Origin of the sequence: Allobosea sp. UNC402CLCol (assembly GCF_000745475.1) — a bacterium.
GTDB lineage: Bacteria > Pseudomonadota > Alphaproteobacteria > Rhizobiales > Beijerinckiaceae > Allobosea > Allobosea spartocytisi.
Genome location: NZ_JQJJ01000009.1, coordinates 299,368 through 311,208, shown reverse-complemented (window position 1 = coordinate 311,208; position 11,841 = coordinate 299,368). Strand labels below are relative to the sequence as shown.

Sequence of the window (11,841 nt, the reverse complement as noted above, 5' to 3'; positions counted from 1 at the left end):
GAGAGATTTCCCCGCCCCGGCCAACTCAGCCGGACAGGTTACACCCGTCGGTGGGCGGAATCGCTTCCGCCACTTTCCAGAGCGCCAACTCCCCAGCGGTCCTTTTGCCTGAGCGTTTCCGGGGCGGTTGCGCCTTCGGCGCCGGCCCTGACGGATCAGGCCCGGTCTCTCCCGCGGGGATATGCGGCTTCGGGCACAGATACAGAAGGCGCCGGCCCAGTCAATCCGGGCGGCGCCTTCTTTCACGGCAATGCCTGCCGTTATCGACGGCGATGGCGGGCCGGTGTCGCCGCGCCGCCCTGCCCCAGGCCGACGATGATCTCGACGTCGCTCTTGCCGGGCGGCACGGTGATGCCCTCCTCGACATGGGTGAAGTCGACGCCGCCCTGCCCGGACGGGATCGTCCCGCCGACGCGCGCACCGCGACGTGCGACGACATCGGTGCCGCGCGTCACCGTCGTGGTCAGCGTGGCGCCGTAGTTGCCGGCGCCGCCGGCCGGGCCGAGCAGGATGCGGCCCTCGACGCCGACCTTGAGGCGGAAGCCGCCATTGCCGGTCGGCGTGCATTCGCGCGCGACGTTGGTGATCGAGATCTGGTAGCGCAGGCCGCTCGAATCCTGCCCGGCCTGGGCCCGGATCGCGGCGCCGCCATCGGCGACGATGACCTCCGGACAGACGACCGTCATGTCGTCCTCGTCCTTCGGCAGCTGGTCCGCCGGCGGCGGGGTGGCGGACTGGAACATCAGCATGTTGAGCGCCGTGCTGCCGGCGGAGGATGATGAGGGCGAGCCGCAGCCGGCAAGGCCCAGGCAGAGCAGCGGCAGAGCGAGCCAGCGGCTCCGGTCAAGGGTTCGATCGATCACGGCAAAGCCTCCACGCCAGGGCCGAAGCCGTTGAGCGAAACGGGCACGCCCACCCCCTCCTCCGGCGTCTGGAATACGATGAATGTCGCGCTCTTGCCGCTCTTGAGCTGGCCGAGCAGCGTATCGTCCATGACGACCTCGGCGACGCAGCCGGTGGTCAGGCAGCGCACGAAGCCGGCGCGGCCGATGTCCTTGTCGTCGATCTTGAGGCCGAGCCCCGAGGGCAGCAGCACGCCGAGCGGAGCGACGACGCGCAGGAGCCGGCTCTTCTGGTCGGCCGTCTTCAGCACGATGACGAGGAGCGTGAGATTCGGGCGATCCTCGGCGGCGACGTTCTGGACGAGCGCGCATTGCTCGGCCTTGGCGCCGGGCGGCACCTCGCAGCGCATCTGCCAGTCGCCATGTGTCGAGCGCACCGTACCCTGCGCATAAGCGGGACCGGCGGCGAGGCCGGCCGCCATGAGCGCCAGCACCAGCGCACCAAGCGCCCCCAGGATCCTCTTCATCCCTGCCATCCTTCCAAATCGCATCTTGCGACACAAACCACAGCAGGAACGCAGGATTCGGGCGAAAGCCCGGCCGCGCCACGAAATCCCACCGCCATCAACATAAAACGCGTTCGGACCATGCAGGCCCGGTCCTGTCAAGGCGGACCGCGCCCCGATGCCGCACTTCAAACCCCACCTCGCGTGCTTATGCCGCACGACATGAGGCGCAGCCGGCATTGTCCCTCTGGCGCAAGCGTGATCTTTGATTTATCGCAATCCCGAAGAGCAGGGCGACCTCACGGTCGCCCCTTCGTGCATGGACCCGAGCTCCGGCTCCCATGCAGGTCGATTGAGGAGCTATGTCGGACCGATGCGATTTCTGAGCAGGACCCTTGCAACCGCCGCGCTCGCGGCCCTTGCAGCCATCGCGCTGGCGACCGTCCCGGCTTTCGCCGGCACCGGCATGCCCACTCCCTGGCAGATGAATCTGCAGGGCGCGGCGACCCCCGTCTCGGATTACATCCACTGGTTCCACGACTGGCTGAACATCATCATCTTCGTGGTCACGCTCTTCGTGCTCGCGCTGCTGGTCTATGTGATCTTCCGCTTCAACGAGAAGGCCAACCCGGTCCCCTCCAAGACCACGCATAACGCCTTGCTCGAAGTGGCCTGGACGGTGATCCCGGTCCTGATCCTGGTCGTGATCGCCATCCCCTCCTTCCGCCTGCTCAAGCTGCAGCTCGAGGTGCCGAAGGCCGACATGACCATCAAGGTCACCGGCAAGCAGTGGTACTGGTCCTATGAATACGCGCAGGACAACGCCGCCGCCTTCGGCTTCGATTCGCTGATGCTCGACGAGAAGCAGCGTGCCGAGGCGATCGCCTCCAAGAAGATCGCCGCCGACGAGGCGCCCCGCCTGCTCGCCGTCGACAACGAGGCGGTCGTCCCGGTCGGCAAGATCGTCCGCGTCCAGGTCACCGGCGCCGACGTCATCCACAAATTCACGGTGCCGTCCTTCGGCATCAAGATCGACGCCATCCCCGGCCGCCTGAACGAGACCTGGTTCATGGCCGAGCGCGAGGGCATCTATTACGGCCAGTGCTCGTTCATCTGCGGCCAGAACCACTCCTACATGCCGATCGCCTTCCGCGTCGTCAGCCAGGAGCGCTATGCCGCCTGGCTGACGGAGGCGAAGCAGAAATTCGCCAATGCCGAAGATGCGGGCCGCAAGCTCGCCGCGGCCTCGAAGTAATTCGCCGAGGAGACTAGACCATGGCAACCGCGGCACCGCACGCTCACGACCACGGACACGACGCAGCCCATGACCACCCGACCGGGTGGCGGCGCTGGCTTCTGTCCACCAACCACAAGGACATCGGGACCCTCTACCTGATCTTCTCGATCATTGCGGGCCTGGTCGGCGGCTTCCTGTCGATCATGATGCGCATCGAGCTCATGTATCCGGGCCTGCAGATCTTCTCGAGCGGCCAGACCTACAACGTCTTCGTCACCGGCCACGGCCTGATCATGATCTTCTTCATGGTCATGCCCGCCGTCATCGGCGGCTTCGGCAACTGGTTCGTGCCGCTGATGATCGGCGCGCCGGACATGGCCTTCCCGCGCATGAACAACATCTCGTTCTGGCTGACGGTCGCCGGTTTCGTGCTGCTCGTCATCTCGCTCTTCGTGCCCGGCGCGCCCGGCGCCAACGGCGTCGGCACGGGCTGGACGATCTATCCGCCGTTCTCGACGGCGGGCCATCCCGGGCCGTCGGTCGATTTCGGCATCCTGTCGCTGCACCTGGCGGGCGCGGCCTCGATCCTGGGCGCGATCAACTTCATCACCACGATCCTGAACATGCGCGCGCCTGGCATGACCATGCACAAGATGCCGCTGTTCGCCTGGGGCGTGCTGGTCACCGCCTTCCTGCTGCTGCTGGCGCTGCCGGTGCTCGCCGGCGCGATCACCATGCTGCTGACCGACCGCAACTTCGGCACCACCTTCTATGACCCGGCCGGCGGCGGCGACCCGATCCTGTACCAGCACCTGTTCTGGTTCTTCGGTCACCCCGAAGTCTACATCATGATCCTGCCGGCCTTCGGCATCGTCAGCCACATCATCTCGACCTTCTCGAAGAAGCCGATCTTCGGCTATCTCGGCATGGCCTACGCGATGGTCGCGATCGGCGTCGTCGGCTTCATCGTGTGGGCGCACCACATGTACACCGCTGGCCTTTCGCTCAACACGCAGCGCTATTTCGTGTTCGCGACGATGGTCATCGCGGTGCCGACCGGCATCAAGATCTTCTCCTGGATCGCGACGATGTGGGGCGGTTCGATCCGCTTCACCGCGCCGATGGTCTGGGCGATCGGCTTCATCTTCCTGTTCACCGTCGGCGGCGTCACCGGCGTGGTGCTGGCCAACGCCGGCGTCGATCGCTCGCTGCATGCGACCTATTACGTCGTGGCCCACTTCCACTACGTGCTGTCGCTCGGCGCCGTGTTCGGCATCTTCGCGGGCTTCTACTACTGGTTCCCGAAGATGAGCGGCTACATCATGCCGGACTGGATCGGCCGCCTGCACTTCTGGATCGCCTTCATCGGCGCGAACCTGCTGTTCTTCCCGCAGCACTTCCTCGGGCTCGCCGGCATGCCGCGTCATTATGTGGACTATCCGGACGCCTTCGCCGGCTGGCATTTCTGGTCGTCGATCGGCTCCTACATCTTCGCGGCGGGCCTCCTCGTCTGGCTCTACGGCATCGTGGTCGCGTTCAGCCGCAAGGAACTCGCCGGCAACAATCCGTGGGGCGAAGGCGCGACGACGCTGGAGTGGACGCTGTCCTCGCCGCCGCCCTTCCACCAGTTCGAGACGCTGCCGCGCATCACCGGCTCGGACCATTGAGACGACCGGCGGCGGACCTCAGGGTCCGCCGCCGCCCTTCCCCCGAGCGCCTCTCGAGAGGCGTTCCGGAGACGGGCGACCGCAAACCGCTCGCAATGCCCCGGCCCCCTGAACGGTGCCGATCCAAAGAGTACGAAGACGATCAGATCGATGTCCGCCGCGTTTGAAACCCACACCGAAGGCACCATCGCCTCCACCGGCGAGGCGCGCGATTTCTTCGCGCTGCTGAAGCCGCGGGTGATGTCGCTCGTCGTGGTGACGGCGCTGACCGGCATGGCGACGGCGCCCGGCACGGTGCACCCGGTGCTGGCGCTGGCGGCGCTGCTGGCGATCGCGGTCGGGGCCGGCGCCTCGGGCTGCCTCAACATGTGGTACGACGCCGATATCGACACGCTGATGAGCCGCACGGCCAAGCGCCCGATTCCGTCAGGCCGGATCCTGCCCTCCGAGGCGCTCGCCTTCGGGCTGACCCTCTCGGTCGGCTCCGTGCTGGTGCTCGGGCTCGTCGCCAACCTGCTCGCGGCGGCGATGCTGGCCTTCACCATCTTCTTCTATGCCGTCGTCTATTCGATGTGGCTGAAGCGCTGGACGCCACAGAACATCGTCATCGGCGGTGCCGCCGGCGCCTTCCCGCCGATGATCGGCGAGGCGGTCGTGACCGGCCAGTTCGGCTGGCACTCGCTGGTGCTGTTCGCGATCATCTTCCTGTGGACGCCGCCGCATTTCTGGGCGCTGGCGCTGGTCAAATCCGCCGATTACGCCCGCGCCGGCATCCCGATGATGCCGAATGTCGCCGGCCCGGCCGCGACGCGCCGGCAGATCGTGCTCTATTCGCTGGTCATGGCGCCGGTCGCGGTGCTGCCGGCGCTAATGGGCTTCGGCGGACTGATCTATCTCGTGGTTTCGGTCACGACCGGGCTCGCCATGATCTGGCTTTCGATCCAGGTCTGGCGCCGCACCGAGGGGCAAGCCGCGATCAAGGCCTGCTGGTCGCTGTTCGGCTTCTCGATCCTCTATCTGTTCCTGCTCTTCGCGGTGCTGCTCGTCGAGAACGGCTTCGGCCTGATGTGGACGCTGCCGAAGGTGATCGGATGAGCGAGAATCACAACCGAAAGGTCGCGCCGGCGCCCTTCTCTCCGGAGGACATGGCGCGCCGTCGGCGCCGGAACCTGGCGCTCGCGCTGGTTCTGGCCGGGCTGGTGGTCTTCTTCTTCGTGGTGACGCTGGTGAAGACCGGCCCGGCCATCATGAACCGGCCGCTGTGATGACGAAGCCCTCCGACAGCCGCGTGGCGACGCATTCCGCGAAATCGACCCGCACGGCGCTGATCTGCGTCGGCGTCGCCTTCAGCATGCTCGGCCTGTCCTTCGCGGCCGTGCCGCTCTACGACCTGTTCTGCAAGGTCACCGGCTTCGGCGGCACGCCGCAGATCGGCACCGCCGCGACCGGCAAGGTGCTGGACCGTTTCATCTCCGTGCGTTTCGACGCGAATGTCGCGCCCGGCCTCGGCTGGAAGTTCGAGGCCGAGAGCCCCGAGATCAGCGCGCAGGTCGGCATCACCCAGACGGTGTTCTACAAGGTCACGAATCGCTCCGACCGCACGGTGACGGGCATCGCGACCTACAATGTCACGCCCGAGCAGAGCGCGGCTTATTTCGTGAAGATTCAGTGCTTCTGCTTCACCGAGCATACGCTGAAGCCGGGCGAGAGCTTCGAGGCGCCGGTGGTGTTCTACATCGACCCGGAAATCGCGCAGAATCGCGATCTCGACGGCATCAAGGCCATCACCCTTTCCTACACCTACTTCGCCTCCAAGGCAGGGCAGCCGGTCGCCGAGGACCAGGCCGGCACCGCCAAGGGTGACGCGAAGAATCCGAAACTGTAAAAGCGCGCTCACAGAGAGCGCGGACAAGAAGTCGCACGCGGAGACCGAATACGATGGCCGGGGCCCATACGAAGCACCACGATTACCACCTCGTCGATCCGAGCCCGTGGCCGCTCATCGGCGCGACCAGCGCGACCATCATGGCGATCGGCGCCGTGATGTGGATGAAGGCCCTGCCGATCGGCGGCCTGCATATCGGCCCGCTGGTTTTCGGCGTCGGCATGCTCGGCGTGCTCTACACCATGCTGTCCTGGTGGATGGACGTGATCCGCGAGGCGGAGAAGGAAGGCCATCATACCCGCGTGGTGCAGCTCCATCACCGCTACGGCATGATCATGTTCATCGCCTCCGAGGTGATGTTCTTCGTCGCCTGGTTCTGGGCCTATTTCGACGCGAGCCTGTTCTCCTACGAGCAGATCAATTTCCTGCGCCACGACTTCACCGGCGGCGTCTGGCCGCCGAAGGGCATCGAGACCTTCGATCCCTGGCATCTGCCACTGCTCAACACGCTGATCCTGCTGACCTCCGGCACCACCGTGACCTGGGCGCACTACGCCCTGATCAACAATGACCGGGCCGGCCTGAAGCAGGGCCTGTGGCTGACCGTGATCCTCGGCCTGCTGTTCACGCTGTGCCAGGCCTATGAGTACTCGCACGCCGCCTTCGCCTTCAGCGGCAACATCTACGGCGCCACCTTCTTCATGGCGACCGGCTTCCACGGCGCGCATGTCATCATCGGCACGATCTTCCTGGCGGTGTGCCTCTACCGGGCCTATCTTGGCCACTTCAAGCCGGAGCAGCATCTCGGCTTCGAGTTCGCCGCCTGGTACTGGCACTTCGTCGACGTGGTCTGGCTGTTCCTGTTCGTCTCGATCTATGTCTGGGGCGCTGGCGCACAGACCGCTGCCGGGCACTGACCGGCTGCCGCGCGCCCGGCGGTCGCGCTGACAGAAGGCGGCCGCGAGGCCGCCTTTTTCGTTCAGGAGGCATCAATGGCCGAACCTCAACCCTCCCTTCCCTCCCCCTATGCGACGGGGCTCGCCGGGCGCTGCCCGCGCTGCGGCGAGGGCGCGCTTTTCGACGGCTTCCTCAAGCTTAAGCCGCGCTGCAGCGCCTGCGGGCTCGACTACAAATTCGCCGATTCCGCCGACGGGCCGGCCGTGTTCATCATGCTGATCGCAGGCTTCGTGGTGCTGGGGGCGGCGCTCTATGTCGAGATCGCCTATGAGCCGCCGATCTGGCTGCATCTCGCCATCTGGCTGCCGCTCGCGATCGCCATCTGCCTCGCGCTGCTGCGGCCGATGAAGGGGCTCGCGGTGGCGCTGCAATACGTCAACAAGGCCGAGGAAGGCAGGCGCGAGAAGTGACCTCCCCGTCAGCCAAGGCGAAGAGACCCGGCCTGCTGCTACCGGGGCTCCTGACCGTTCTGGGCGCCGTAGTGCTTTGCGGGCTCGGCACCTGGCAGCTCGAGCGGATGCAGGAGAAGCGCGCCTATATCGACCGGCTCGAGACCCAGTCCGCGGGCGCCCCGGCGCCGATGCCGCCGAGCGCCGACTGGGCGAAGCTCGACGCCGGCGCGCTCGACCTGACCCATGTGGTCGCCAAGGGCAGCTATACCGACGAGCATGTCGCGGGCGTGCGCACCACGATCGCGGCGGGACCGCCGGGCACGCGCCAGCTCTCCGGCTTCGGGCGCTGGATCTTCCAGGGCTTCAGGCTGGAGGATGGCGGCGTCATCCTCGTCAATCGCGGCTTCGTGCCCGAAAGCAAATTCGGGCAGATCCGCCCCGCTTCCGGCCCGGACACGATCCGCGGCTTCCTGCGCGCGCCGGAGACGCGCAACGCCTTCACGCCGGCGGACCTGCCGGCGATCCGCGAGTTCTACACCCGCGACCCCGCGGCCATCGCCGCCGCCCTCAACCTGCCGCCGGCGCCCTTCTATCTGGAGGCCGAGCGCGAGGGCGACGGGCTGACGCCGCCGGCCGGCGTCGATGTGCGCGAGCTCATCGGGCGCATTCCCGACAATCACCTGCAATATGCGCTGACCTGGTTCGCGCTCGCGCTGACCCTGATCGGGGTGTTCGGAGCTTATGCCTGGCAGGGTCGGAAAGGCGCGAGCTCGGCCTAAGGCCGCAGGATCGACATCAAACGGTTTTGCCCAAAGCAGCAGACCGGCCTATAGCATCAGATATAGATCAAAGAGGCCCAAGACCGTGCTGCATGTCTCCACCCGGGGCGAAGCCCCGGCGCTCAGCTTTTCCGACGCGCTCCTGACCGGGCTTGCCCGCGACGGCGGGCTCTATCTGCCGCAGAGCTGGCCCACGCTCGACGCCGCCGAGATCGCCGGCTTTTCCGGCAAGTCCTATGCGGCCGTGGCAGAGCGCGTCATCGGCGCGCTGAGCGACGGCGATGTCGAGCCGAAGGCGCTCGGCCGGATGATCCACGACGCCTATGCCGGCTTCCGGCATCCGGCCGTCTGCCCGCTGACGCAGATCGGCGACAACCTCTTCGTGCTCGAACTCTTCCACGGCCCAACGCTCGCCTTCAAGGACGTGGCGATGCAGCTTCTCGGCCGGCTGATGGACCACACGCTCGGCCTGCGCGGCCAGCGCGCCACCATCGTCGGCGCGACCTCCGGCGACACCGGTAGCGCGGCCATCGACGCCTTCAAGGGGCTGAAGAGCGTCGACGTCTTCATCCTCTATCCGCAGGGCCGCGTCTCGGACGTGCAACGCCGGCAGATGACCACGGTCGATGCGGAGAACGTCCACGCCATCGCGGTCGAAGGCACCTTCGACGACTGCCAGAACCTGGTGAAGGCGATGTTCAACCATCACGCCTTCCGCGACGAGATCGGCCTCTCCGGCGTCAATTCGATCAACTGGGCGCGCATCGCGGCGCAGGTAGTCTATTACTTCACGGCGGCGGTTTCGCTCGGCGCGCCCGCCCGCAAGGTGTCCTTCGCAGTGCCGACCGGCAATTTCGGCGACATCCTCGCCGGCTGGGTCGCCAAGCGGATGGGCTTGCCCGTCGAGCGCCTGACGATCGCGACCAACAGCAACGACATCCTGCCCCGCACGCTGGCGAGCGGCGTCTACGAGATGCGTGGTGTCCAGGCGACGACCTCGCCTTCGATGGACATTCAGATCTCCTCCAATTTCGAGCGGCTGCTGTTCGAGGCGCATGGGCGCGACGGCGCCGCCGTGCGGCGGTTGATGCAATCGTTGCAGCAGTCCGGCCGCTTCGAGATCGGGCCCGAGCCGCTCGCCCGCATCCGCAGCGAGTTCGAGGCGACGGCGCTCAGCGAGAGCGAGATCGCCGCCGAGATCCGCCAGACCTGGACCGAGAGCGGCTACCTCGCCGATCCGCACACCGCCATCGGCATCGGCGCCGCCCGCCAGAAGCTCGCCCGCGACGCGGCAACGCCAACGATCGTGCTCGGCACCGCCCATCCGGCCAAGTTCCCGGCCGCCGTGAAAGCGGCCAGCGGCGTTAAGCCCGTGCTTCCGGCGCATCTCGCCGATCTGATGGAGCGCAAGGAGCGGGTTACGTTGCTGCCGAACGACCTCGCGGCGATCGAGACCTTCGTGCGCGAGCATGCCCGCGCCGTGCGGGGGGCCGCAGCGTGAGCGTGGCCGCGCCCGCCGAGCTGGCCGAGATCGTGGCTCCCGACGAAAGCCGCGGCGCGCATGATCCCGATGTCGGCCTGACCACCCTGCCCTCGGGGCTGCGGATCGTCTCGCAGCACATGGAGCATGCGGCGACCGTCTCGCTGGGCATCTGGATCGGGGCCGGCTCGCGCGACGAGCTGCCCCATGAGCATGGCCTCGCCCATCTTCTGGAGCATATGGCCTTCAAGGGCACGGCAAGGCGCAGCGCCTTGCAGATCGCCGAGGAGATCGAGAGCGTCGGCGGCGACCTCAACGCCGCGACCAGCGTGGAATACACCTGCTACACCGCCCGCGTGCTCGGCGCCGACCTTGCGCTCGCGGTCGACATCCTCGCCGACATCGTCACCGCGCCGGCCCTCACCGAGGAGGAGCTGAAGCGCGAGAAGGGCGTGATCCTGCAGGAGATCTCGGCGGTGCAGGATACGCCGGACGACCTCGTCTATGATCGCTTCCTGCAAGCCGCCTTCCCCGACCAGCCGATCGGCCGGCCGATCCTCGGCACGGCCAAGACGGTGAAGGGCTTCACGCCCGACGCCATCCGCGCCTATCTCGCCCGGAACTACCATGCCGGGAACATGGTGCTGGCGGCGTCCGGCGCCGTCGACCATGACGAGCTCGTCGCACTCGCCCGCAAGCATCTCTCCGCCCTGCCCGCGCGGCCGGCGGTGCCGCTCATCCGCGAGCCCGGCGAGTATCGCGGCGGCGAGGCGCGGATCGGCAGCGACGAGGAGCAGGTGCATCTCGTGCTCGGCCTGCCCGGCCTGCCCTTCGCGCAAGGAGCGCATTATCCGCTGCAGATCTTCGCTTCCGTGCTCGGCGGCGGGCTGTCCTCGCGGCTGTTCCAGGAGGTGCGCGAACAGCGCGGCCTCGCCTATGCCATCGACGCCTTCCATTGGCCCTTCTCCGATTGCGGCGTTTTCGGCATCGGCGCCGGCACCGCGCCGGAGGATGCCAACGAGCTGATCGAGGTCGCGCTCGGCTGCCTGCGGCAAGCGGCGGAAGACGTGACCGAGGTCGAGGTCGCCCGCGCCCGCGCCCAGATGAAGGTCGGGCTGCTGGCTTCGCTCGAGAGCCCGGGCGGCAAGCTCGAGCAGATGGCGCGGCAGGTGCTGCTGTTCGGCCGGGCGATCCCGCGCGAGGAGCTCGCGGCGCGGCTCGATGCGGTGACGCTGGCGGATGTGCGCAATGCCGGCCGCTCGCTGCTCGGCCACCAGCCGACCATCGCGGCGATCGGCCCCCTCCATGGATTGCCGCCGGCGAAGCGACTGCGCCAGGCGGCGCGAGCGGCGGACTGAGCGACGATGGCACTCTTCCGTTTCCCGAGCGAGCCGCAGAGCCGCCCGTTGATCCGGACGCCGAATCTCTACCTGCGCGCGCCCTCCATCGACGACTTCGCCACCTGGGCGGTGCTGCGCATGGAAAGCCGCGAATTCCTGGCGCCCTGGGAGCCGACCTGGAACGAGGACGACCTCACCCGCAACGCCTTCCGGCTGCGCGCCAAGCGCGCCGCGCGCGAGATCTCCACGGACGAGGCCTATTCGCTCTTCATCTTCGAGAGCCATAGCGAAACCCTGCTCGGCGGGCTGACGCTGGGGCTGATCCGGCGCGGCGTCGCGCAGGCCTGTACGCTCGGCTACTGGATGGGCCAGCGCCATGCCGGCAAAGGGCACATGACCGAGGCCGTGCGCGGGGCGCTGCGCTTCGCCTTTTCGGAGCTGGCGCTCCACCGCGTCGAGGCGGCCTGCCTGCCCAATAACGAGCCGTCGCGACGATTGCTGGAGCGTGTCGGCTTCCAGCCCGAAGGGCTGGCGCGGGCCTATCTCAAGATCAACGGCGTCTGGGCCGATCACCTGCTCTATGCCGCCCTTTCCAACGACCGCCTGCCGGGGGCAAGCCGTTGACCGCGGCAGTGGACGGCAGGCGCGCCCTGCCTTGCCCTCGCCACGAGCGGCCGATAGGACTTTTGCTTCAATATCGAACGATCATATCCCGCCTGGTAGCCGAGCGCAGCTTGTCCATCTCCGAGCGAATTC

Annotated in this window: 13 protein-coding genes and 1 riboswitch; of the genes, 11 read left to right on the top strand and 2 right to left on the bottom strand. The window is 67.2% G+C overall.

Annotation, left to right across the window (positions count from 1 at the left end; genetic code table 11):
* Positions 1-86 precede the first annotated feature (86 nt).
* Positions 87-184, bottom strand: a riboswitch (glycine riboswitch).
* Between the two features lie 76 nt (positions 185-260).
* The gene (locus GY40_RS08735; protein ID WP_051987687.1) at positions 261-863 is read right to left on the bottom strand and encodes a hypothetical protein; all 603 of its coding nucleotides are present in this window, start codon (positions 861-863) and stop codon (positions 261-263) included.
* A complete protein-coding gene (locus GY40_RS08730) occupies positions 860-1,369 on the bottom strand; it encodes an invasion associated locus B family protein (RefSeq protein WP_038360932.1) in 510 nt (169 codons plus the stop codon). The genes GY40_RS08735 and GY40_RS08730 overlap by 4 nt, the downstream gene beginning before the upstream one ends.
* A gap of 445 nt (positions 1,370-1,814) precedes the next feature.
* On the opposite strand from GY40_RS08730, the gene coxB reads away from it, so the two are divergent.
* From coxB to GY40_RS08680, 11 genes are all read left to right on the top strand, one after another.
* Positions 1,815-2,603: a cytochrome c oxidase subunit II gene (gene coxB, locus GY40_RS08725; RefSeq protein ID WP_248311149.1), complete on the top strand. Its 789-nt coding sequence runs from the start codon at positions 1,815-1,817 to the stop codon at positions 2,601-2,603.
* Positions 2,604-2,623: 20 nt separating this feature from the next.
* Entirely contained in the window at positions 2,624-4,252 is a 1,629-nt protein-coding gene (gene ctaD, locus GY40_RS08720; RefSeq protein WP_038360928.1) for a cytochrome c oxidase subunit I, read from the top strand.
* A gap of 150 nt (positions 4,253-4,402) precedes the next feature.
* Entirely contained in the window at positions 4,403-5,347 is a 945-nt protein-coding gene (locus GY40_RS08715) for a heme o synthase (RefSeq protein WP_038360925.1), read from the top strand.
* Entirely contained in the window at positions 5,344-5,517 is a 174-nt protein-coding gene (locus GY40_RS27915) for a hypothetical protein (RefSeq protein ID WP_166652956.1), read from the top strand. The genes GY40_RS08715 and GY40_RS27915 overlap by 4 nt, the downstream gene beginning before the upstream one ends.
* Complete coding sequence (locus GY40_RS08710; RefSeq protein ID WP_038360923.1) at positions 5,517-6,137, top strand: cytochrome c oxidase assembly protein; 621 nt, start codon at positions 5,517-5,519, stop codon at positions 6,135-6,137. The genes GY40_RS27915 and GY40_RS08710 overlap by 1 nt, the downstream gene beginning before the upstream one ends.
* A gap of 53 nt (positions 6,138-6,190) precedes the next feature.
* A complete protein-coding gene (locus tag GY40_RS08705; protein ID WP_038360920.1) occupies positions 6,191-7,054 on the top strand; it encodes a cytochrome c oxidase subunit 3 in 864 nt (287 codons plus the stop codon).
* Positions 7,055-7,129: 75 nt separating this feature from the next.
* Entirely contained in the window at positions 7,130-7,504 is a 375-nt protein-coding gene (locus GY40_RS08700) for a DUF983 domain-containing protein (protein WP_038360917.1), read from the top strand.
* A complete protein-coding gene (locus tag GY40_RS08695) occupies positions 7,501-8,265 on the top strand; it encodes an SURF1 family protein (protein ID WP_051987686.1) in 765 nt (254 codons plus the stop codon). The genes GY40_RS08700 and GY40_RS08695 overlap by 4 nt, the downstream gene beginning before the upstream one ends.
* An 85-nt stretch (positions 8,266-8,350) precedes the next feature.
* Positions 8,351-9,766 (top strand): threonine synthase, encoded by a 1,416-nt coding sequence (gene thrC / locus GY40_RS08690; protein ID WP_038360916.1) that lies wholly within the window; start codon positions 8,351-8,353, stop codon positions 9,764-9,766.
* A 32-nt stretch (positions 9,767-9,798) separates the two neighbouring features.
* Positions 9,799-11,103: a M16 family metallopeptidase gene (locus tag GY40_RS08685; RefSeq protein ID WP_038362286.1), complete on the top strand. Its 1,305-nt coding sequence runs from the start codon at positions 9,799-9,801 to the stop codon at positions 11,101-11,103.
* A 6-nt stretch (positions 11,104-11,109) separates the two neighbouring features.
* Positions 11,110-11,709 (top strand): GNAT family N-acetyltransferase, encoded by a 600-nt coding sequence (locus GY40_RS08680; RefSeq protein ID WP_038360913.1) that lies wholly within the window; start codon positions 11,110-11,112, stop codon positions 11,707-11,709.
* Positions 11,710-11,841: the final 132 nt, after the last annotated feature.